Annotated in this window: 13 protein-coding genes; 7 read left to right on the forward strand and 6 right to left on the reverse strand. The window is 47.3% G+C overall.

The features are described from left to right. The first annotated feature begins 177 nt into the window (after positions 1-177). Together QUA90_RS05930 and QUA90_RS05935 are read left to right on the forward strand one after the other, a co-directional pair. Positions 178-603 (forward strand): KGK domain-containing protein, encoded by a 426-nt coding sequence (locus QUA90_RS05930; RefSeq protein WP_333444352.1) that lies wholly within the window; start codon positions 178-180, stop codon positions 601-603. A gap of 50 nt (positions 604-653) precedes the next feature. After that, positions 654-899 carry an HNH endonuclease gene (locus QUA90_RS05935; RefSeq protein WP_015179287.1) on the forward strand — a complete coding sequence of 82 codons (246 nt, stop codon included), beginning with the start codon at positions 654-656 and terminating at the stop codon, positions 897-899. A 185-nt stretch (positions 900-1,084) separates the two neighbouring features. On the opposite strand, the gene QUA90_RS05940 is transcribed toward QUA90_RS05935, so the two are convergent. Further along, positions 1,085-4,897, reverse strand: a complete 3,813-nt coding sequence (locus tag QUA90_RS05940) for a glycoside hydrolase family 2 TIM barrel-domain containing protein (RefSeq protein ID WP_333444354.1) — start codon at positions 4,895-4,897, stop codon at positions 1,085-1,087. 229 nt (positions 4,898-5,126) lie between these two features. On the opposite strand from QUA90_RS05940, the gene QUA90_RS05945 reads away from it, so the two are divergent. From QUA90_RS05945 to QUA90_RS05955, 3 genes are all read left to right on the forward strand, one after another. Continuing rightward, a complete protein-coding gene (locus QUA90_RS05945; protein WP_333444356.1) occupies positions 5,127-10,634 on the forward strand; it encodes a PAS domain S-box protein in 5,508 nt (1,835 codons plus the stop codon). A gap of 401 nt (positions 10,635-11,035) precedes the next feature. Next, entirely contained in the window at positions 11,036-15,166 is a 4,131-nt protein-coding gene (locus QUA90_RS05950) for an ATP-binding protein (protein ID WP_333444358.1), read from the forward strand. A 206-nt stretch (positions 15,167-15,372) separates the two neighbouring features. After that, complete coding sequence (locus QUA90_RS05955; protein ID WP_333329906.1) at positions 15,373-16,713, forward strand: response regulator; 1,341 nt, start codon at positions 15,373-15,375, stop codon at positions 16,711-16,713. Positions 16,714-16,912: 199 nt separating this feature from the next. Here QUA90_RS05955 and QUA90_RS05960 read toward each other — a convergent pair whose 3' ends face one another. After that, on the reverse strand, positions 16,913-17,452 hold the full coding sequence (locus tag QUA90_RS05960; protein WP_333329312.1) for a GIY-YIG nuclease family protein: 540 nt from the start codon (positions 17,450-17,452) through the stop codon (positions 16,913-16,915). Between the two features lie 59 nt (positions 17,453-17,511). Further along, positions 17,512-17,838, reverse strand: a complete 327-nt coding sequence (locus QUA90_RS05965) for a hypothetical protein (protein ID WP_333329315.1) — start codon at positions 17,836-17,838, stop codon at positions 17,512-17,514. A gap of 375 nt (positions 17,839-18,213) precedes the next feature. Here QUA90_RS05965 and QUA90_RS05970 point away from each other — a divergent pair, with 375 nt between their 5' ends. Next, complete coding sequence (locus tag QUA90_RS05970) at positions 18,214-19,014, forward strand: hypothetical protein (RefSeq protein ID WP_333444360.1); 801 nt, start codon at positions 18,214-18,216, stop codon at positions 19,012-19,014. A gap of 93 nt (positions 19,015-19,107) precedes the next feature. Here the strand turns inward: QUA90_RS05970 and QUA90_RS05975 are convergent, their stop codons facing one another. Together QUA90_RS05975 and QUA90_RS05980 are read right to left on the reverse strand one after the other, a co-directional pair. After that, entirely contained in the window at positions 19,108-19,971 is an 864-nt protein-coding gene (locus QUA90_RS05975; RefSeq protein ID WP_333388472.1) for a sulfite exporter TauE/SafE family protein, read from the reverse strand. Between the two features lie 59 nt (positions 19,972-20,030). Next, positions 20,031-20,873, reverse strand: coding sequence for a pentapeptide repeat-containing protein (locus QUA90_RS05980; RefSeq protein ID WP_333388556.1), 843 nt, complete (start codon positions 20,871-20,873; stop codon positions 20,031-20,033). Positions 20,874-21,292: 419 nt separating this feature from the next. Between QUA90_RS05980 and ilvD the strand changes: the two genes are divergently transcribed. Further along, positions 21,293-22,978, forward strand: coding sequence for a dihydroxy-acid dehydratase (gene ilvD, locus QUA90_RS05985; RefSeq protein WP_333444362.1), 1,686 nt, complete (start codon positions 21,293-21,295; stop codon positions 22,976-22,978). A gap of 116 nt (positions 22,979-23,094) precedes the next feature. Here the strand turns inward: ilvD and QUA90_RS05990 are convergent, their stop codons facing one another. Then, entirely contained in the window at positions 23,095-23,625 is a 531-nt protein-coding gene (locus tag QUA90_RS05990; protein ID WP_333329327.1) for a hypothetical protein, read from the reverse strand. Positions 23,626-23,823: the final 198 nt, after the last annotated feature.

Consider the following 23,823-nt stretch of genomic DNA (forward strand, 5'->3'; position numbering starts at 1 on the left):
GATTGGAAATCGCAGCTACACAGACAAAACCCGCCGACGCGGGTTGAAAACATTCTTAGTCCGCGGAGGCGGACATCGTTTGTATAGCCGCCAATTCTATTCGCCGGGATTCTTGCAAAAACAGAGATGCTACTCTAAAATAGTTAGGATAAAAGTTGAAAGCACTTAGAGATTAACATGAAAGATAAATTTGATATTCACTGCGGTAATTATGATGTTTTATCTTTCGGTAACGCAATGCTTAAAGTACAAAGACTAAAGGAAACACTAAAGGGAGTTTTGCCTGCGTTAGGACAGACACTCACTAATTCGTTAATCGAACAGAAACTAGATATTGTTATAGATTATAGTGACAACCAAAGACGTTTTTTACATGAGAACTGGTTTGGTAAAGGTATAGATTGTGAAATTCTCAGAGTGGGTGCTCAGGGCTGGAAGAAAGGAAAGATGAAGATCAAACTGAATGTCACTATAGAGTTTTGCCCCGACGAACCAGAATTAAAAGAAACACCAGAAAACAACGAATCAGAAACTAGCAAACCAGAATCTCCCCTTGACGATTTGCGCCGCCAACTTCTCAATCAAGAAAACTCTCCCAGCTAATCCATCCAACATCTGCGTTCATTCGCGTTCATCTGCGGTTAAAAATAATCATGTCTAAAACCCCAAGAATCCCCATTCCCCCCGAAGTCAGAAAATACGTATTTACTCGCAATAAATACCAATGCCAAAGCTGCGGTCAAACCAAACTAGAAACTCAACTCACGATCGATCATATCATCCCCCTAGCGCGCGGCGGCAGCAACGACATCAGCAACTTGCAAACCCTCTGCGGCACCTGCAACCAAAAGAAAACCGACAAACTAGACCCTCGCTTCAGGCGACACTTTGACCTTTGATATTTAACAGTATTAGGACTTACGCACCGGACTCCAGAAACCGGGTTTTTTTACGAAAATACTTCGTTGCAAACCACAGATTTAGTAAAAAACCCGGTTTCTTCGATCTAAATGCGTCCCGGACTAAATTATTCATCTCTCTTCTCTTCCTCTGCGTCCTCTGTGCCCTCTGCGGTTAAAAAATCCTACCATCGATAATACCGATAAGGATCGTCCCCTTTCTCAAAATCCGTTCTGTAATCCCAGTGATAAAACTCCCGACTCGAACCGTTAAACACAGACCCATCCGCCTTAAAACTCGCCCCTAAATTAGCCAAAATCTGAGCATTTGCCCGGGTTTGCCGCCAGCGAGTAAAACGCAAATAAGTCTTAGTATCAGCATTCAAACTGTCCGGTTCAATCTGAGAGAAAATCGCCACACCCTTGCCAACTTTTACCCGACTTAACAAACCGTCAGCGCCGATTTCTCCCCCAGACTTAATCAACCAAGTATCATAAAAAGAGCGCGATCGCAAATCTGAAGCACTAACCCCCTTCACCTCATCCCAACTCGGAACCGCCAGCGAACCCCCAAAATCCTGCGCTTGCTGCAAACCCACGCCCAAACCCGCAGCAGGCACTTGACGCGGCAAGAAAAACGCCTTTCCGCCAGCATTCAAATAACCGCGCAAATCTGCATCTTTCAGATTCGCTTCTCTCCCCACAATGACCAAACCAACATCATTAGAAAGCGAACTAGCGCGCTGATAAATTACCCCCAAACTGTCCAATTTTTGGGCATCCTCATCTCCCCCAATTAAAACCACTTGATCCGGCTTTCCAACCACTGGAGAATTTATCCCATAACTCACAATTTGTTGCACTAACTGCGCCGCCCCAGCATCTACAGAATAATGGTCTTCCAAATCCAACTCGTTTAAAATCAGCCGCCCTTTTCCGTAATCCAATTCCATCAGCGGCGAATAAGCTAAATCAAACTCAGATTCCAAAATTGGGCGCCAACTGCTGCGGTGCGGTTTCTCAATTGAAGCGCTACTGACACCGCCACGATTTCCCCAACGCCAGCCGTACCAAGGTTTATTTGCCGGACTCAAATTAGGGCCAGTTTGGATTGTATTTGGATAAGCTTCAACCAACGTGCTTTCCCCCGCCCAATCCCGCAAATCTTCACTGTCTAAACCGCTAATTGCCGGGTGGTTGCTGTCAACTGGATAAGCGCGGCGACTGACGTGGGCAGCAACCCGGAAACCCTTATTTTGCAGCCAGTCCCGGCGCTGAGGAAACACAATTGCTTTGCCGCCGTTTCGGACAAAACTTTCTAAACTTCCCGGCAATTTGTCCCCGCTAGAAAACGCTTCCTTACCGATAATTAATAGCGATGAAACTTGCGAACCATTCCACGGTACAAGCTGATAACCTAACTGTTTTAACATAGCCGATGTTTGGCCCGCTGGATCGAAGATTGTCAGCGTATCCTTGCTTTTGGCTTGCTTGGGAAAAACGCGGAAAGCAAATGTATCAGAATGCGATCGATCGCCCACCAGTGCAGTCAAGCGAATTTCGCCGTCAGCCTTCCTCGAAATGGTATTTGGCAAATTTACGTCTATTGGGAAAAACAGCGTGCCTGCCGACTCAATTCTCCCTTTTTGCTCGCCTTTTTTTACTTCTTTGCCCCCCACCAAAACTCGCCACTTAAACGAAAATTCTTGCGCGGCCCGCGTATCGTTAATTAACACTACTTGCTTTGCCAGTTTTCCGCCCACGAACAAATTGTGATCTTTCGCAGTAAAAACCGGGCTAGCACCAGCAATCCAAGCCAAAGTCGAGCTATTATTCTTCATAATTGCCTCGCCCCCAGGATGAACAGTGTAAGCTTCGGGCTGCAAATAATTCAAAAGATTATTCGAGACTTGCTTCAAATAAACTCCCCTGCCACCCGGTTGAAATGCCCCAATATCTACCTTTTTTCGGCCAGCTTCGGAAACTTCCCAACCATGTCCGTCATTCCAAGGAATCATCCCCCCAGACATTCCAAAAGTCCGCCAACTCCGCCAAGTATTTGTACTGAATAAATGCTGCAACTTTTGAAAAGCGGGTGCAAAATCCAACTCTTTTTGAAAATGCCAGCTTTGATACTCCTGACCCTTGACAAATTGCTCGCGAATTTTAGATTTATAAGCGGATGTTTCCAACTCGTAAGCCTGCTTGCCAAAATAAATTGCCGTAAACTCAGTCATCCAAGGTTCGCTGAGAATTGCCTGACCAAAACCTTTGCGGGCCCGCATCATCGTTGCGTGCAGAGGAGTCCCAAACTCGACTGCCATGTAGGGCCTTTCCCCGGTTTTGCTCCACTCAGAAATCCACTCTTCTCGTTCTTGCAAGGGAATCAGATTTAAATAAGAATTCAGCGCATAAACATCACCGAAGTTTGCGCCTTGGTGTACCATCACAGGTCTGGTTTGGTCAGCCGATTTTATCGCAGCTATAGCGTCATTTCCTAGCGGAGTGTTGACCCGCAAACGCTGGTTGTCCGAGGGACTGAGAGTTCCTTCTACTTTGCTTTTGCCGATGCGACGGGGATTTAGGTCGTCAGCGTTGCCGAAAAAATTAGGACTTGTCGCCCACATTAATATTGATGGATGATTGCGGTAGCGGCGCATTTCTGTCACCATTCGGTCTTTCCAGCGGTTTTTCCACAGGGGGTTCTTCCACTTGCCGTTCCAAGCGATAGGACTAATGTCTAAAGCGGGAGCCATAATGGGAAAACCTTTGAGGTCTGCTCTTTCGGAAAATAACTCTCGGAAGTGCCATCTACCCCGTTCGTCGTGATTCCAAGGCCACATTTCTGTTATGTTAAAACCTGCTTTTACGTAGCCATCAATTAGGCTATCCGCCACTTCTAATGTCCCGCCTTGCCAAGTATCCGAGTGCAAGATTGGTCGCAGCCGAAATTCAGTTCCATTTAAGAAAAATTGGCGCCCTTCTATCCAAAATTCGCGGAAGCCAAAAGGTTGGTGGTATTGCGTGTCTATGCCGCTGCCTTTTACTTCTAATTGCAGGGTGTAAAGGTTTGGTTTCCCGACATCCCAAAGACGGGGATTTGGCCAATTCCACTGAACTTGGACGGTTTGAATTGGTTTAGCTTGAACCTTGGCAGTTGCGGTGAATTTTTGTTGTACTTTGCCTTTTTCGTCGAGCATTTCCGCGATTAATTTAACTTGACCGCTTTGGGCAACGTCTTTGAGTTCTACATCTAATTTAACTTGCTTTTTTCTGGTAGAAGTTTGGACGAATACGTCGCTAATTAGCGGGCCTGGGGGAAGGCTCAGAAGCCTTACTTCGCCGATGATTCCCCGCGATTGCAAGTTGGATTTTTCTGTGTAGATTTCTGTGGGGCCCATGATGACGGCTTTTTCCTTTTCATCGGATACTGCCACCACTAAAATAGATAGGGTGTTTTGACCTGGTTTGGCTGCTTTGGTAATTTCAATAGTGCCGTAGGGCCAGGGGATTTGACCGCAGTTAATGCCGTTGACAAAGATGACTGCATCGGTGCTGACTCTGGCTAAGTCGAGAAAAATTCGGCGGTTTGTCCAGTCGCCGGGAATGTCTATATTTCTCTGATACCAAGCTTTTGATAGTTGTTTACTGTTGAAGTTTTCCCAATCTTTGCCGATGCCGCGAGTGATGATTCCGGGTACGGATTCGTTGTTTTCTTTTTGCCAGTCTCCCGGCACCGAGATGGAACCCCAATTTGGGGAGACGGGGGGGGTTTGGGGGTTGCCAACTGCGGGGACAAATTGCCAAGTTCCGTTGAGATAGATTTGAGCTCGTTTGTTGTCGATCGCCCCGGCGGCCAGGGTGGTAAGATTGGGGAAGCCGATCGATATCGCTGAGTTGCTGGCGAAGTTGGGATTTTGCAGCGCGTAACCGACGAATCCAAAGAGGGTGGCGGCTGCGAAAAATAACCCGATAATTTTTGCCAGCTTGTGATTCACTCGCTTATTGCTCCCAGAAATTAGATAATCTAATTTGTCCCTTGATCTATGATAGCAGTTGATTCAGCAGAAATCCCCATGCCAATCTGTCTCTGGGAAGATGGCACAGAGCCGACAAATGTGGTTTTGTATAGAAAAAATAAATACTTAGTTTTAACTAAGTTTTAACCAGGTTGTTTCATCGACATCAGCAATAGTGCGATCGCGCCATCGCTACAGGTCAATAAAAATGAGTCGGTTTCAGGTCTTGACCTCACCCATTACATCTTACAAAATTGCTACATTGAGTGCCGGCACCGCTTTACTGCTGACAACTCTGTTACTGTTTTCATACCAGGCAGCTCCTGTAATCTTACTTTTGGCCACTGCAATGGTTAGCGCTTGGTATGCTGGCTTAAAGTCCGTAGAACAAGAACAAGAAATAGAACGTAAGATTATTTCCAAAGTCATTGAGACGACGGCTTGCTTGATTGTAGTTCTCGACAGCCAAGGCCGGATTGTCCGGTTTAACCAAGCTTGCGAAAAAAGTACAGGATACTCGGCAGCAGAAGTAATCAATAAATATGTTTGGGATTTATTCTTAATTCCCGAAGAAATAGAGCCGGTTAAAACAGTTTTTACCCAGCTAAAAGTCGAAAATTATAACAGCGAATATCAAAACTATTGGCGCAGTAAAAACGGCGAGAAGCGCTTAATTTCTTGGTCGAATACTGTGACGACAGATGGCGAGGGTTTGGTAGAATATGTGATAGGAACGGGGATCGATATTACTGACCGCAAAGAAGCAGAAATAGCCCTGGCTTTATCCTACACTAAGCTAGAAAGTCGTGTTAAAGAACGCACAGCAGAACTAACAGTAGCTAAAGAAGCGCTGCAAGCTCAAGAAGAACGATTTCGCTGTTTAAGTTCCTGTTCGCCTGTCGGCATTTTTATGGCAGATTTTGAGGGGCGCTACACCTATGGAAACCCTCGCTGTCAGGCTATTTGCGGCTTAAGTTTGACAGAACTTTTAGGAGACGGTTGGGAGAATTGCATTCACCCGGAAGATTGCGATCGCGTATTGGCCCGATGGCTGAATTATACTCGGAAAGGTGGGGATTATGCGATCGAGTATCGCCTGCAAACACCACAGGGGATTGTGCGCTGGATTAACGTTTGTTCCTCGCCGATGTTCTCCGACTCCGGCGAACTCATCGGATACGTGGGCACGGTGAGAGATGTCACGGAAAGACAACAAGCGCAAGCAGCTTTGGCAAGCAGCGAACAGCAACTGAGAACGCTGCTAGAAAATACGCCAGATGTAATTATCCGCACTGACAAAGATCTGCGTTATATTTATGTCAATCAAGCAGTTGAAAGAACCCAAGGAAAACCGCTTTCATTCTTTTTGGGTAAAACCAGTCAAGAAATAGGAATGCCGCCGGAACTGTGCCAGATGTGGGATGAAACCCTGCACAAAGTGTTAGAAACAGGTCGAGAAGAAATTGTCGAATTTCAGGCCTTCTCAATCAACGGCATCCGAAGTTATCAATCCCGCGTAGTTCCAGAATTTGACAAAAATGGCGTACCAGAATCAGCCTTAATTGTCGCCCGCGATATCACAGAAATAAAACTTGCCGAAACTCAAAGATTGCAGTTAACAATCGAGCAAACAGCGAGGGAAAAAGCGGAAATAGAACAGCAGCGCTCGGCATTTTTAGCAGAAGTCAGCAAAATGCTGGCTGATGCGTTTGACGGGGAAACGGTGCTGCAAAAGGTAGCAGAATTAGCCGTAAATTCGATCGCTGATGGGTGCTGCATTCATTTGACCGAAACCGACTCAAAAGTGCGTCTAGTCGCTGTGGCTCACGCAGAACCCTCAACGGTTGAGACTATTAATAACTTGAGCATCCGAAGTTTGAGCGCCGAAAATGCTGTTAACGGCTATCCGCTGGTAATCAGCAGCGGAAAATCCGAACTAATTGCCGAAGTGGATGAGGAGATTTTAGCAGCAGGAGCCGAAAATGCAGCAGAATTGGAAATATTGCAATCGCTCAATATCGGATCTCACGCTTGCGTACCGCTGAGGGCTCGCGGGCGGGTAATGGGTTCCATCACTTGCTTTACGCAGAAGTTGGGCCGCCGCTACAGTGCAGAAGACATGGCAATGCTAGAAGATTTAGCATACCGCGTGGCGATCGCCCTAGACAACGCCCGACTTTACACAGAAGCGCAAGAAGCACTATCTAAAACATCGCAATCCTTCGCCTTAATTGACTCGCTATTAGAAGCATCTCCCCTAGCGATTTGCTTTATGGATCGCGAAATGCGCTTCATCCGTATAAATCAAGTTTTAGCAGAACTCAACGGTTTGCCGATAGAACAGCATCTCGGCCAAGACTTCCGGCAATTGTTGCCAGAACATGCAGCCAAATTTGCGCCGATAATTCAGCAAGTTTTAGCAACCGGTCAGCCTGTTTTAAACTTAGAAATGAGCGGCGAACCTGATGGAAAACCGGGATATTTCGGCTACTGGCTCGCCAACTACTACCCAGTAAAAAATGAAAGGGCAGAAATAATCGGAGTAGGCCTAATTATCACAGATATTACCGCAGAAAAACAAACCGAATTAGCTTTGCGGGAAAGCGAAATGCGCTTCCGCAGCGTGGTAGAATCTAACATGATCGGCATCGGTTTCTGGGATGCCAGCGGCGAAGTTACGGACGCTAACGACGCCTTGCTGGAAATGATCGGATATACGAGGGAAGACTTAGTTTCGGGACAGATCCGCTGGCTCGAACTCACCGCGCCGGAATATCAAGAACTCGATCGCATCGCCCTCGCGCAAGTCCAAGCATCAGGAAGTTGCGCGCCTTTTGAAAAAGAATATCTCCGCAAAGACGGCACGCGCTTCCCCGTTTTAGTCGGCGGCGGAAACTTCCAAGGATGCACAGACAAAGGAGCATTCTTCGTACTCGATATCACCGATCGCAAACAAGCCCAAAATCAACTTCGAGAAAACGAAATACGCATTCGCCGCCAACTAGCAGAACTCGACTTAGTTTACAAGACTACACCAGTCGGGCTGTGCTTTCTCGATACCAATTTGCGCTACATCCGCCTGAACGAATGCCTCGCTGCGATCAACGGCCGATCGATCGCAGAGCACATCGGGCGCACCGTTAGAGAAGTAATTCCCGAAATGGCCGATATGGTAGAGCGGATTTACCGCCAAGTGCTGGCGACGCAAACCCCCGTGCTCGACTTGGAAGTTAAGGCCGAAACCAAGCAACAGCCGGGAGTTTTGCGGGATTGGCAAATCAGCTTTTACCCAGTGAGCGATGAATCAGGAACGCTGCTGGGAGTCAGCACCGTGATTGCCGAAATTACCGATCGCAACCAAGCAAAACGGGTAATGCAGCAAAGCGAAGCCATATTCCGGCGGCTGTTTGAGTCAAATATTTTCGGAGTTGCGATCGGCGATTTTAGCGGCCGCATCGCCTACGCCAACCAATCCCTGCTCAACATGGTCGGCTACACCCGCTCAGACTTGCTCTCGGGTAAAATGCGGTGGGACAGGATGACCCCCCCCGAATACCTGCACCTCGACGCCCTGGCGGCCCAAGAACTGCGGGATCAGGGAGTGGCAACTCCTTTCAAGAAAGAGTACATCCGCAAAGATGGCAGCCGCGTGCCGGTTCTGATGGGCGGAACCACTCTGTCCCCGGACGATCGCGAACCAGAGACGATCGTCGCATTCTACATCGACTTGACCGAGATATCGCGGGTGGAAGCAGAACTCAAACACAATCAAGAACGGCTGCAAATCGCTCAGCAAGCAGGCAAAATCGGAACTTTTGAATGGAACATCGAAACCGGGGATATCGCGTGTACACGGGAGTTAGAGGCTTTGTACGGGCTGCCGGCCGGTGGTATCGACAGCTATCAAAGTTGGGTGGAAATGTTGCATCCAGACGATCGCGCTGTTACTCAAAAGCAGGTAAAGGCTGGGGCGATGTCCGGGGAGGAATTAAACATAGAGTTTCGCATTTGCCGCCCGGACAAAAGCGTGGGCTGGATTGCTTGCAGGGCTAAGGTGTTTCAGGACGATGGGGGTTTGCCTTTGCGGATGATCGGGGTGAACGTCGATATCACCGATCGCAAACAAGCAGAAGAGGCGCGATCGCACATCCATCAAACTTTAGAAGCCTTGATTCAGGCTTGTCCCCTAGCAATTACCCTTTTGGACTGCGACGACGGCACTGTGAAAATGTGGAACCCAGCCGCCGAGAGGATTTTTGGCTGGCATGAATCAGAAGCGGTAGGTCAATTTGTGCCCTGCGTTCCCGCAGACAAGCGGCAGGAATTTACGGCTAATTTGAAAAAAATTCGCGCAGGAAACGCGATCGTCGGCATGGAAACCCACCGCCAAAAGAAAGACGGCAGCTTGATCGACATCAGTTGGTGGGCAACTCCAGTCCGCGACAGCAACGGCAATATCAACTGTATGTCGATCCTCGCCGACATCAGCGATCGCAAGCAAGTCGAGGCCCAACGCGCTCAGTTGCTCGATCGCGAACAAGCCGCGCGGGCGGAAGCAGAAGCGATCAGCCGCCGGAAAGACGAGTTTCTAGACTCTCTTTCCCACGAATTGCGAACGCCTATAAATGTGATTCAGGGGTGGGCACAGATCCTGCGCGCCCATCCCTACAACGAAGATAAATTAGCCTCGGGTTTGGAAGCCATTGAGCGTCAGTCGAAGGTGCAGATCCAGCTAGTGGAAGATTTGCTGGATGTTTCCCGGATTATTCAAGGCAAGCTGGTTCTGAAACCCGGCTGGTTTTACATGGTAAGGACGATCGAGGCGGCTCATAATTTAGTTCGTTTGGCAGCCGAAACCAAGTCTGTCACCATTTCGTTAGAACTTGACCCCGCAGTCGGCTTGATGTGGGGCGACGCCCCGAGGTTGCAGCAGGTAGTGTGGAATTTGCTGACTAACGCCGTGAAGTTTACGCCTTCGGGGGGAACTGTGCAACTGCGCTTGTCTGCGGTGGCTGTTAGCGATTCTTCATCACCCAATTACGTGCAAATTACTGTCAGCGATACCGGAAAGGGCATTTCTGCTGATTTTCTGCCCTACGTGTTCGATCGCTTCCGACAAGCAGACGCCTCGAAAACTAAGGCTGAGAGCGGTTTGGGACTGGGATTGGCGATCGTCGAGCACTTGGTGCAACTCCACGGGGGCACTGTGACTGCGGAAAGTCCCGGTAAAGACCAGGGTGCGACATTTACGGTGACACTGCCTCTCAAACAGCGTCGGAGTAAGCAGCCGCAGTTGAGAGGGGAAAGGAAATCCAATCCAACGCCTCCGGGTATTTTGGCTGGTTTAAAGGTGTTGGTAGTTGACGACGAACCCGACAACCGCGAGTTTTTGATGGTTGCCCTCCAACAGTGCGGGGCGACTGCGATTGCTGCTGCAACGGCTGCAGAGGCGATCGACATTTTACAGCAGTCGCCGCCGGATATTTTAGTTAGTGATATCGGTATGCCCGTTGAGGACGGCTACTCGCTGATCCGCAAAGTGCGATCGTCCGCATCCGACAAAATCAAGCGCTTGCCGGCCGTGGCGCTGACAGCTTATGCTAGCGAAGAAGACCGCGATCGGGCGATCGCCTCTGGTTACAACGAACACTTAACAAAGCCGATCGAACCCGTTCTCTTCGCCACCGTTTTAGGCAAGTTAACAAATGGGCATTAGGGCGATCGGGTTCGATGAACCCACAAATAATATCACTTCCGTTTGATTCGGATTTGTATGATGTTAAATCTTGTAGGGGCGGGTTCACCAATAATAATCGCCCATAATCTACAAACTCATAAACCCGCCCCCGCTGGCTTTTCATTAATAACAGGATTGCCGACAAACACAAAGCAATTAGAAAATTTATCACAATTTTTGCAAGTAAAACTGAATCAAATTCCCAACAGCTAAAAACAGAACTGACAGAAGCAAATTTTGACAGCAGGGTCCAATCTTCGCTGGTAGTTGCCTATATTGAAACGGGCGGAAAAATTCACATTTTTTAGGGCGCGCCAATTGCCGGGAAAGGCACGCTCCAGCAGTTAAAATACGATTATCAGCGCAATTGGTTCACACCCATGCCCATTTATCCGCTCAACCGCCTAACCGCCAAATTTTTCAGCAAGCTGCCGCTGCGAACGGTTCTGATTGTTCCGTTAGTTTTGCAAACGCTAAGTGTAGTTGGGCTAGTGGGCTATCTTTCTTTCAAAAGTAGTCAGGAATCAGTCGAAGATGTAGCGCATCAGCTAATCGAACAAGTAGGAGAGCGAATTAGCGATCGCCTCACAGATAATAATGGACTCTCGGCAATCAATACCTTTCTGGCTAGGCTGCAATTCTCGGCTTCAGGACAAACTTTTATTATGGATCGATCGGGCAATCTGATTGCCACATCCACACTAGAAACGCCCTTGGTGACGCCAACAAAAAAGCCACCGACGCCATTGCTAGCCATCAACAGTAAGAATGCCCAAACGCGAGATATTGCTAGACAACTCGCCAACCGATTTGGCAACCTCCGCACTTTGCAAACAACCCAGCGATTTACCTTGGCTAGCAAGGGCGATAGGCAGTTTGTCCGCGTCACTCCCTATCGAGATTTCCGTGGCTTGGATTGGTTGATTGTGGTGGTGGTGCCAGAGTCTGATTTCATGGCTCCAATTCAAGCAAATACGCGCAATACATTGTGGTTATTGATCGGTACACTGCCGCTGGCGATCGCGATCGGATTGTTGACTTCCCGTTGGGTAACAAAGCCAATTATGCGTTTGAATACCGCCGCCAAAAATGTTGCCAAAGGAAAATGGGATCAACCTTTAGAAAATAAACGCTTGGATGAAGTCGGAGAACTCGCCAATTCCTTCAATTTTATGGCAGCGCAACTGCAACAGGCTTTTGCAGACCAAAAATCTTTAAATGAAGCTTTAGCGCAAAGAGAGAGCCAACTCAAGCAATTTCTCGAAGCCATACCTACGGGAGTATCTATCCACGATACCTCCGGTAAAGTCGTGTACTTGAACCAAACTGCCAAGCATTGGCTCGGCGTAGAAACTATTCCGGATTCGACTTTAGAAGAAGCAGTAGAAGTTTATCAAATCTACCGCCAAAACCAGCTTTATCCCACTGAAGAGCTGCCCGCATTCCGAGCACTGCGTGGCCAAACAGTATTCCTTGAAGATGTAGAACTTCATCGAGATGGGAAATTTATTCCTTTTGAGGTGCGCGCCACACCAATTTTTGACGAAGGCGGAAACATTATTTATGCCATCAATGCTTTTTATAACATCGCACAGCGCAAACAATCTGAAAAAATATTAACTGACTACAATCGCACTTTAGAAACCGAAGTGGCAGAACGTAGCTACGCCTTAGCTGGTGCTAACGAACTATTACAATATGAAATTGCCGATCGCAAATTGCTTGAACAAAAACTTTACACTTCGACTGAGCAATTTGTGAAAATATTTGAGTCGATTACAGATAGTGTATTGATTTTTGATCTTCAAGAAGAAACCATCCAAATTATACCAACTAAGGGAATTTTTCAATACAACTATCATACGAATCAGATCGACTCCATCATCGAACAATTTTTTCAGGAGGCCAGCGAGGAGATTTATTTCGCTCAAGTTCGACAGGCATTGGAAACCCAACAAACTATTAGTTTTGATTACAGTCTGCGGATTAATAACCAAGAAGTTTGGTTTGCTGCTAAAATTTCGCCGCTGTCGGATAGCTCTGCGGTTTGGGTAGCGCGCGACATTAGCGATCGCCAGTTTGCCGAAGCCCGACTGCTGGAAGCCCAAAAAATTGCCCGTATTGGCAGTTGGGAATACGATATCGCCACAGCAAAAACCACTTGGAGTGAAGAACTCTATCGCATTTATGAGCTCGATCCAACTCAAAAACCGCTGCCAACCGAACAATTAATCGAGCGTTTTCATCCAGAAGATCGATCGCGCTATCTGACAATGGTGCGCGATCAAGCTATGTCGGGGCAAAGCTTTGAAATTGATCTGCGGCTGATCCGAAGAGATGGCTCGCTTAGTTACATTGAAGTCCGAGGGAAACCTGTTTATGATGAAAAAGGGCAGTTGATCCGTTTGTTCGGCACTGTCTTGGATATTAGCGATCGCAAACAAGCCGAGTCCGCTTTGCGAGAAAGCGCCCAGGGAGAACAAGCCATCGCCCGATCGATCGATCGCATCCGTCAATCCTTAGATATTGACACAATATTCAAAACCACAACCTCTGAACTGCGACAAACCCTAAAATGCGATCGTGTCGGTATCTATCGCTTTAATCCTGATTGGAGTGGGGAATTTGTTGCCGAGTCAATGGCTGCCGGCTGGAAGTCTCTGATCCCACAAGCCGACGATTTTAATGTGCCAAACACTCTCGTCGAAGACTCTCGCTGTACCGTCAAAACTATGCAAGCCGGCGGTACACCAGTGCTAGATACCTATCTACAAAAAAATCAAGGCGGTATGTATGCTAGAGGCGTTCCTTACCGCATAATTGAAGACATATACAGCGCTGGTTTAAGTCCTTGTTACCTAGAACTTTTAAAACAATTTCAAGCTAGAGCATACGTTATTTTTCCCATATTTTGTGGCAGTCAACTTTGGGGTTTGCTCGCCAGCTATCAAAATTCTGGCTCCCGCACTTGGCGCGAAGCAGAAATCAATATTGGGCTGCAAATTAGCACTCAATTGGGAGTCGCCTTACAACAAGCTCAATTGCTAGAAGCCACTCAACAGCAAGCAGTACAGCTCCAACAAGCCGCCTGGGCCGCAGAAGCTGCCAACCTTGCCAAAAGCACTTTCTTAGCAAATATGAGCCACGAACTCCGCACCCCGCTAAACGCAATTCTGGGATTCTCCCAATTGATGCAGCGCTCTACCAACCTGACTCGCGAACAACAGGAAAATATCCGCATCATCAACCGCAGCGGAGAGCACTTGCTAGCTCTGATCAATCAAATATTAGATTTAGCAAAAATAGAGGCGGGGCGCATTACAATCAACCCAACTGATTTTAAATTAAGCAGCCTGCTGAACGATTTGGAAGAGATGTTTCAACTCCAGGCAAGGGAGCAACAATTGCAGTTAATATTTGACTGCTCTAGCGAAACTCCCGAATACGTGCAAACAGATCAAATGAAGTTACGTCAAGTTTTAATTAATCTGCTTTCTAACGCCATTAAATTTACGAAATACGGAGTAATTAGGTTAAGAGTAAGTGCATTTATAGACGGTGAAAATCAGCAAGTGCCAATCAGTAATTACCAATTACATTTTGAAATAGAAGACACGGGTTCCGGCATAGCTGCTGATGAGTTAGATCAGCTTTTTCAAGCCTTTGTGCAAACCAAAACAGGAACCAAATCTCAGCAAGGAACAGGCTTGGGACTCGCTATCAGCCAACAGTTTATCAAGCTGATGGGCGGCCTGATTACCGTACGCAGTGAAGTAGGACGCGGCACCACCTTCGCGTTTGATATTCCCATCAGCGCCGTTGATGCCCCGGCGACTCAACCCGTACAGCCACCGCGTCGGGTGATAGCCCTGGAACGCAACCAGCCACGCTATCGTATTTTGATTGTGGACGATCAATTAGACAACCGCCAATTGCTGATTAAACTCCTCGCTGTCTTTGACTTTGAACTCGAAGAAGCCAGCAACGGCATGGAAGCTATTGAAATGTGGTCGAGTTTTGAGCCACACTTAATTTTTATGGATATGTGGATGCCCGTGATGGATGGACATGAAGCGACCAAACGCATTAAAGCCACCGTTAAAGGTCATGCTACGGCAATTATTGCCGTGAGTGCCAGTAACGCCGAGGAAACGCAAACCGTTACTGTATCAGATGATTGCGATGACTTTATCCACAAACCCTTTCGAGATACAGAAATTTTTGCCACCCTGCACAAACATCTGGGAGTGCGTTACATTTACGGTGAACCGGAGAGTGTTCCCGATTCAACTCAAATTGAGGCTCCGACTCCAGAGAGTCTGGCAGCTTTACCCGCAGATTGGCTGGCAGCTTTAGAGAAAGCCACAATAGAGTGCGATTTAGAGTTAATTCTGATCCACATTGAGCAAATTCGCGATCGTAATGACGCTTTAGCTAGCGCTCTAGCCGCCTTGGCTAACGAGTTTCAGTTCAATCAAATACTAGCCCTCATCCATCCCGAACCAAAATAATCAGGATATGAGATAGGTTTGTAATGAGTACGATCGTCCTCATAAAACGCGATCGGGCGATCGTACTCACTACAAACCTATAGCCATCCTAAATCATTTGTGAATTTCTTACTCCCTCCCCTTGATAAGGGGAGGGTTGGGGTGGGGTCAAAAATTTACGACTCCTGCAAGGATTGCTATATAAAGGTTATTTTACCGAACTAGATATGAATTACGAACCAACTCCCGTCATAAAAGGGAATATTTTAATTGTTGATGATATTCCGGCTAATTTGCAACTTTTAGCTCAAATACTCTCGCAGCAAGGGTACAAAACACGCACCGCCCCCGACGGCAAACTAGCGCTGCGGTCGATCGAGTTAACTCCTCCTGACTTGATTTTGCTCGACATCATGATGCCCGGTATGGACGGCTACAAAGTCTGCCAAGCATTGAAAGCTTCTCCCAAAACCAAGGACATTCCGGTTATTTTTATCAGTGCTTTGAATGAAGTATTAGATAAAGTCAAAGCCTTTGAAGTTGGTGGTATAGATTATATCACAAAACCGTTTCACGAACAAGAAGTTCTCGCTCGCGTCTCAAATCAACTCGCGCAGCGCCAGTTGTTCCAGCAAACACAATCCTACGCCCAGCAACTCGAACAAAGCGTAACTGAACTAAAGAAAACTCAAGCTCAGTTAATACAGAAGGAAAAAATGGCTTCTTTAGGTCAGCTAGCTGCAGGAATTGCTCACGAAATCAACAATCCCGTCAGCTTTATCTACGGCAATATTGCTCTAGCGGCGGAGTATGCACGAGATTTGCTTCGCCTCGTCGAATTGTACCGACATTACTATCCGCACCCCGTTGCAGAAATTATCGGCGAATTGGATGAGATTCAACCGGAATTCATCGCAGAGGATTATCCAAAACTGCTGAATTCGATGACAGAGGGTGCTTCTCGGATTAGCGAAATTGTAATGTCTTTGCGGAACTTCTCCCGCCTTGGCGAACAAAAGTACAAGCCAGTGGATATTCATGAAGGCATTGACAATACTTTAGTTATTTTGCAACATCGGCTGAAGGGAGCAAACAAAGCTGGTGAGATAGAGGTCATTAAAAACTACAGCCAACTGCCAAGAGTCACCTGTTATGCGAGTGAGTTAAATCAAGTGTTCATGAACCTGCTAACTAATGCTATTGATGCCCTGGAAAATCAATCGTCTCCCCGAAAAATTACCATCAGCACTTCAGTAGGTTTTGACTCAGAAGCTGCGCTGCACAATCAAGATTCAATATTAGCCACTCAAAACTATAAATCCGTTGTTATTCACATTGCCGATAACGGTTGTGGGATGAGTGAGGAAGTGCGCCACCAGATATTTGACCCATTTTTTACTACGAAACCTGTAGGTCGCGGTACTGGATTAGGGTTGGCCATCAGTCACGATATTGTAGTGGAAAAACATCGAGGTCAAATCAGTTGTACTTCTGCTCCGGGCCGAGGAACCGAGTTAATTTTGCAGATTCCGATATCTGTTAAATCAATTCCGGTTGCACCGGAATGACTGTTGACTGTTGACTGTTGACTGTTGACTGTTGACTGTTTGGAAATTTGAACAATACCGATGCAACCGGAAACGATATTAAATGTTAAAATATTTTAAATATTATAAGTTCGCAGTAAGGAGTTTAGCCCTGAAAGAGAGGACTAAACTCCTTACTACAAACAGGTGCGTAATAAGGACTAAAGTCCTGAGTTTGTATTTACTTTAAATCCAGCAATCCGCTAGTTTTCAGCTTAGGATTAAACCGGATTTCTTCAGTTACGCCCCGATCTTTCAGCAGCGCGAAAATTTCATTTTCCACCCGCCGCGCGACATTTTTCAACAATTTATCTTTGGCAATTTCATCGGCGAATATACCTTCATAATTGGCCGTTTCTTGGGCAGTCATTACAGTTTTGGTGTCGATGGGATCGTTCCACTTGGCAGCATCGGCACCGTTACCCTGGGGTTGGGAACCGTTTTCGGCAATCCAACTTTCTCTAATGCTTTCTAGAATTGTGCGGCTGGGCTTGTCAATAGTTTGAACTTTCAGCCAGTAGCAATATTGGGTCTGGCGTACCAAATGCTGTTTGAGGCTGAGGTAAATGTCGCGAGAATAGCCGACAAATTGCAGGACTTTCTCGCTGTCAAAAATCGCGTAAACGCCGATTTTTCCCTGGACAAAATCGGGCAATTTCCCCTCAGAGTCTATGTATGGAATGAATTCTAAGCTGGCGAGAGATTGAATGTCTTCTGTCATCCGATTTTAGATTTTAGATTTTAGATCTAAGATTAAACCACAGATTAACCAGCCTTTACTTAACTCTTGAACACTCGATAAATTGCACAGAGGCGGCTGGGTTTAAATATTTTGGCTTGGAACATGAAATTAGGGGGGACGTTGACGATCGCAAAATCGCTCGATTCATGATACTTTTCAAATTCAGCAGGCATTCCCTTCGGCGTCTCGCTGCTGTAAGGGACTGGCTGAAAAAGTAACTCGGCAAACTCAATGCGCGAGCATTGCAATTGTAGCGCTATTTGTTTGACAAAGCTTTCACCGGTTAATAAACCGAACAGTGCAGTTTTAGCCTCTGGTTCGAGGACAAAACTGCTATCGTAGCTTTCAATAATCTTAAGACCCATTTTCTGTATACTCCTGACAGATGGCGGTTAACGGTTATTGGTTAACTGTTTTGAGCGATCGACTTAATCCTGAATTTTACCTGAGACTGAGCGTTTTAAACGCAGAACGTATTCGGCAGGAGGTCAATCGATTTTAGATTTTAGATTTTAGATTAAAGGATTGAAGCATTGACCCCACGGATAAATTCTGGGGGCAAGTTTCATCGGATACAGGTTTTTTATTTCTGGACGGATGAATCCGGCGGCTTGTATCCTGGATGCTTTCGGTCAATGAAAATACCACAATCAGGAAATTTTGACAAATAGGCCTGATTTATTTGCCGATCGCTTTTATCATGTCGGTATCGCCATCTATCCGACTACGACTAAAAGGCTATGCAGAAGATTGAAAAAGCATCATTCCCAGCTTCCAGAAGTGCCCCGAACCAGCCGGACTGGCTAGAATTGGTAGAATACGCCTCTGTTGCTGGTTCCGCTATTGGCACGATTGCTGCAGGATTGTCGGGCCAAATTGTCTACGCTGCCGCCCCTTTAACCGCAGCACTCTCGATAAATCTCGCCAATCGCCAGCGTTTCGAGCAACAAATGCAACAAAAGGCAAATTCTGCGATTACGGACGTACAGGCCGCAGTAGAACGTCGCTCGCAGCAAGTTCAGATACTACCTGGAGAACCTGCGGAACTCTACACCGCCGTCTCCGACTTGCGGCAGAAACTCCTCGGCTTGGAATCCGGCGTCATCGCCGAGGTACAAGCTGCTGTAGCCTCCCTCGAACGCCAAGCCCAAGCGCTTCCGGCCGACTCTCAGGAACTCTACACCACCCTGTCCGATTTGCAGCAAAAACTCCGCATTTTGGAAAATAGCGCCCTCAGAGAGCATGATTGGGAAAATGTCAACGTCCGATTTTTATTGATGGGCGAACAGTTAACTGAAGTTAAAACTATTACGGCTCAGTTACAGGAGCGATCGAACGAAGTAGACTTGGATACAATCCAAGGTTCTCTCCAGCAATTGCAGGACTTGCTCGATCGACCCACAATAGACACAGGGATGCTGCAAACCGAGATTCAGCATTTGCAGCAGCAAGTGTCCGAGTTGCAGAGGCAAAATCAAGAAATTGTCAAGCCTTATTTGCAGCGTCTGACTCGCGCCGTGAAGAAACTATCAGCAAATTAGTCTTACTTATTCGTTTTTCCTAGGGTGCAGCGCGGGCATCTTCCCGCATTCTTTCGTAGGGTGCGCCGGGCCGCGCACCTTACCAATTACCAATTACCCGTTACTAAATTTTTGCCAAGCTTGCCAGAAAACATAAATCGATAACACTGCCAAGAGCGATCGAAAAGCTAAACTAACAATACGATCGGGCAATCTCGGCAAAAACCGCGTGCTCACCTGCGCGCCCAACAAACCGCCACCCCCCAGAATTAACCCCACAACCCACAAAACATTCCCGCGCGCCGCGTGTCCCGCCGTCGCCGAAATTGCCGTGATGACGATGACGCCCAAGCTGGTTTGAATTGCGGTTTTAATGCTTTCTCCTAACAGCAAAATTTGCAGGGGAACCATAATTACGCCGCCGCCTACGCCAAACAAACCCGCTAATAAACCCGCCGCACTGCCGGTGGCAATTTTAGCAAAAGTTGGATGGAATAAAATATTTGAATTATGGGGTAATTCGTGATTGTTAATTGGTAATTGAGCATTTTCTCCTTGTCCCGCTTGTCCTCCCAGTTCCCCTTGTTCTAGTTCCGCTTTCTTCTTAGCTGTCAGGTGCTTGCGAACTTCAATCAAATAAATATTCAACCACAGCAACAACCCAAAAGTAAGTAACAGCAAGTAAGGCGGAAATATCCCCGCCAAATAAGCACCGATTTGTGCTGTAATGACGGCGGGAAATCCGATGCCTGCGACTTGACTCAAGTTGAGGTAGCCCATGCGCCAATTCTGGATGCTGCCAGAAATAGCTGTAATCACGATCGACAAACCGCTAGTAGCAACCGCTTCCACCGGAGCGTAATTGAGAGCCACCAACAAAGGCACGAGCACCGTACCGCCGCCGATACCCAAAAATCCAGCTAGAATTCCGGCAAAAATTCCCGCCGCACCCAACATCAATAATTCAGTGATAGTCATTAGTCATTAGTCATTAGTCAACAGTCAACAGTTAACAGTTAACAGTTAACAGTCAAATTTTAAGAATCATTAGTCGTGCCATCGGGCATAATTGCCCGCCTCAAATCTGCATCGCGGAAGTTAGTTCGATTGAGATTAGCATCAATCAAAACCGCTTCCACCAAAATAGCCCCGCTAAAATTAGACCAGCACAGCTTTGCCCGGTACAAATTAGCACCGCTCAAATTAGCTCTTGCCAGCGTTGACCAACTCACATTAGCAACTCTCAAATTAGCATTGCTCAGATTAGCTTCGGTGAGATTAGCTCCAATCATCGTTACTTGGCGCAAGTCAGCACCAGTCAGGTTGGCCCCGCTCAGCATCGCCCCGCTAAGAATTGCCTGATTCAGGTTAGCTCTTTCTAAAAGCGACTCGCTGAGAATGGCATTTGTCAGGTTTACCGCTTTGAGAGTTGACCAACTCAAATTTGCCTTCATCAAATTAATGCGAATCATGCTAGCGTCGGTTAAGTTGGCCGCAAACAAATTCGCTTCGGTAAAGTTGGCTTCGGTCAAATTAGCTTCGGTCAAATTAGCCTTGGTCATGTTGACTTCTCTGGCCATTGAGCCGCGCAGGTTGGCTCCCATCAGGTTAGCCCCGCTGAGATTGGCACGGCTCAAATCGGTACCGATGAGATTTGCTTCGCTGAGGTTGGCTTCCGTCAAGTCCACCCCTGCCAATTTCACCTCGCGCAAGTTCGCTCCTGTCAGGTTAGCGCCTTTGAGATTTGCGTCTTGGAAATTCGCTCTGGTAAAGTTAGCCTCGCTGAGGTTTACCCCTTTTAAGTCGGCCCCGACGAGGTTAATCTCTCGAAAATTTCTTTCTCCGGCCGCATATTGCCTCAGAATTCGATCGGCCTCCATGTCATTCGCCTCGCAATTTTTTTTAAACGTTAGAGTGATGGGTGTTACCACATCATCCCAGATAACTACGGTATTCACTCTGCACGCTGTAGTATCTGTAGAATCTTTGCATTGCTTTCCGGGCACTGCGGTGCCACTGCCTCCTAAAAGGTCTGACAAAGATCAACGGTTCTGAGAAAATTAAAAATAGGGTAAAACTCTCGGCGCTCGCCACTGAGTCAGTCGATTTTAGATTTTAGATTTTAGATTGGCTCCACAGATTCATCTGGGAGCCGGAACTTTGGTCTAAAATTATGGGCTCACCACGACGATTATCGGAAACTTGTATTCGTTTTTGGGCGAGCTGGCAGTTGACAACTGACACCTGTCAACTGTCAACTGTCAACTGTCAACTGTCAACAGACAAAGGAAATTTTAAAATGCCTGAAAATTTGAGAAGCCAAGCTGTGACTGGGGGCGTGCAGCGCGCGCCCAACCGAGCAATGCTGCGGGCAGTCGGTTTTGGCGACGGCGATTTCACTAAGCCGATTGTGGGGATTGCCAACGGCTACAGCACGATTACGCCCTGCAATATGGGATTGAACGAGCTCGCTTTGCGGGCTATTGCGGGTGCAAGGGAAGCCGGCGCCATGCCACAGATGTTCGGTACGATTACTATCAGCGACGGGATCTCGATGGGAACAGAAGGGATGAAATATTCTCTGGTGTCGAGAGATGTGATTGCTGATTCCATCGAAACTGTTTGCAACGGCCAAAGTATGGACGGTGTGCTGGCTGTCGGCGGCTGCGATAAAAATATGCCGGGGGCGATGATTGCGATCGCCCGCATGAACATTCCTGCTATTTTTGTCTACGGTGGCACGATCAAACCGGGACACCACAACGGAAAGGATTTAACCGTTGTCAGCGCTTTTGAAGCGGTCGGTCAATTCAGCGCGGGCAAAATTGACGAAACAGAACTCAATGCAGTGGAACAGAATGCTTGTCCGGGGGCGGGTTCCTGCGGCGGAATGTTCACAGCAAATACGATGTCGAGCGCTTTTGAAGTGATGGGCATGAGTTTGCCTTATTCTTCGACAATGGCTGCTGAGGATGCCGAAAAAGCTGACAGCGCTGCCGAATCTGCAAAAGTGTTGGTGGAAGCTGTCCGCAAACAGTTGTTACCGAGCCAAATTTTGACTCGCAAGGCCTTTGAAAATGCGATCGCGGTAATCATGGCAGTCGGCGGTTCAACCAACGCTGTGCTGCATTTATTGGCCATTTCCAATGCGATCGGAGTGGAGTTGTCCCTCGACGATTTTGAAACTATTAGAGCGAAAGTGCCCGTGCTGTGCGACCTCAAACCCAGCGGCAAATATGTAGCAACCGATTTGCACAAAGCCGGCGGCATTCCTCAAGTAATGAAAATGCTGCTAGAAAAGGGTTTACTGCACGGAGACGCGCTGACAATTACCGGTCAAACTGTTGCCGAAGTGTTAGCAGATATTCCAGCCAAACCCCGCACCGACCAAGATGTCATCCGCCCTTGGAACAACCCGATGTACGCCCAAGGACATTTAGCAATTCTCAGGGGAAATCTGGCAACAGAAGGAGCCGTTGCTAAAATTACTGGCGTTAAGAAACCGCAAATTACCGGCCCGGCGCGGGTATTTGAATCTGAAGAAAATTGTTTGGATGCAATTTTAGCCGGCAAAATTCAAGCCGGAGATGTGATTATCATCCGCTACGAAGGGCCCAAAGGCGGGCCGGGAATGCGCGAAATGTTAGCACCAACTTCGGCAATTATTGGGGCCGGTTTGGGCGATTCTGTAGGGTTAATTACTGACGGCCGCTTCTCTGGCGGAACTTACGGCATGGTGGTCGGTCACGTTGCACCAGAAGCGCAAGTTGGCGGGACAATTGCTCTGGTAAAAGAGGGTGATTCGATTACAATTGATGCTAACAATCGCTTGTTGCAGCTCAATGTTTCTGATGCAGAATTGGAGCAGCGGCGCGCTCTTTGGCAGCCTCCTAAACCTCGCTATACTAGGGGCGTTTTGGCTAAATACGCTAAGTTGGTTTCTTCTAGCAGTATTGGTGCTGTGACTGATTTGGGTTTGGGTTAAAGTAGGAGTTTTTGTAATCGCAGATGAAGGCAGATCAACGCTTCGGAACGCAGATAAAATCCTATCTGCGTTCATCTGTGTCCATCCGCTGATATCTGCGGTTACAAAATCCCAAATTAAGGGCGCTGATTCAAAAAGCGGCCTGCCATCGACATGGCGTCAGTAATATCTACGTCGCCGTCTCCATCTGCATCTAAAAACGTATTTAAAACGGGATTTCCGCCCTGGGCTGGATTTTGGGCGTTGCCGCCGGTTTGTAGCAAATTCAGTATGAGCGGCACCAAAACAGGTATCATCGCCTGCACTGTGGCGTTATTTAAACCGGTTCTGTGGGCGATATCGTTCACTATCTGCGTCAGTTGGCCTGCGCCGAACAAACTCTGTACCGCTTGCGGATTGGGATTTGTGCCGCTAAATTGGTTGACAAGTTGTTGAGCTTGTGCGTCTCCTGACTGCGATCGCACGTCTTGCAATGCCGATCGCACGTATCCGCCCAAAACCGACATCGCCAACTGAGTCGTACCCGCATTGACGCCCTGGTTGCCACTCAACTGCTCTACCGCACCGAGAATGTTGCCCAACTGATTCGGGCTTGCTTGTTGGTTGGGATTGTCGATCGCGCTCAAAATTTGGTCAAATAGTCCCATAATTTTCGCTCCGTACAGTTGTTTCTCAACTTTAAATTATAGCAACTCCTGTTTTTCAAGATTACTGCAAATAGTTGTGATTTGGGTATTGTCACTCATTTAATGGGGTAGCGACAGCCAGTTATTAAGCAATCTCATACCATTTTAGATTTTAGATTTTAGATTTTAGATTTTAGATGGGTAATGAATTCTGACATC

The organism is Microcoleus sp. D3_18_C4, from assembly GCF_036702355.1.
GTDB lineage: Bacteria > Cyanobacteriota > Cyanobacteriia > Cyanobacteriales > Microcoleaceae > Microcoleus.

Bases quoted from the DNA above. Each gene is read 5' to 3' on its own strand.
- QUA90_RS05945 (WP_333444356.1), top strand. From the start codon at position 5,127: ATGAGTCGGTTTCAGGTCTTGACCTCACCCATTACATCTTACAAAATT.
- QUA90_RS05960 (WP_333329312.1), bottom strand. From the start codon at position 17,452: ATGACAGAAGACATTCAATCTCTCGCCAGCTTAGAATTCATTCCATAC.
- QUA90_RS05950 (WP_333444358.1), top strand. From the start codon at position 11,036: ATGCCCATTTATCCGCTCAACCGCCTAACCGCCAAATTTTTCAGCAAG.
- QUA90_RS05965 (WP_333329315.1), bottom strand. From the start codon at position 17,838: ATGGGTCTTAAGATTATTGAAAGCTACGATAGCAGTTTTGTCCTCGAA.
- QUA90_RS05975 (WP_333388472.1), bottom strand. From the start codon at position 19,971: ATGACTATCACTGAATTATTGATGTTGGGTGCGGCGGGAATTTTTGCC.
- QUA90_RS05970 (WP_333444360.1), top strand. From the start codon at position 18,214: ATGCAGAAGATTGAAAAAGCATCATTCCCAGCTTCCAGAAGTGCCCCG.
- QUA90_RS05930 (WP_333444352.1), top strand. From the start codon at position 178: ATGAAAGATAAATTTGATATTCACTGCGGTAATTATGATGTTTTATCT.
- ilvD (WP_333444362.1), top strand. From the start codon at position 21,293: ATGCCTGAAAATTTGAGAAGCCAAGCTGTGACTGGGGGCGTGCAGCGC.
- QUA90_RS05980 (WP_333388556.1), bottom strand. From the start codon at position 20,873: ATGGAGGCCGATCGAATTCTGAGGCAATATGCGGCCGGAGAAAGAAAT.
- QUA90_RS05955 (WP_333329906.1), top strand. From the start codon at position 15,373: ATGAATTACGAACCAACTCCCGTCATAAAAGGGAATATTTTAATTGTT.
- QUA90_RS05990 (WP_333329327.1), bottom strand. From the start codon at position 23,625: ATGGGACTATTTGACCAAATTTTGAGCGCGATCGACAATCCCAACCAA.
- QUA90_RS05935 (WP_015179287.1), top strand. From the start codon at position 654: ATGTCTAAAACCCCAAGAATCCCCATTCCCCCCGAAGTCAGAAAATAC.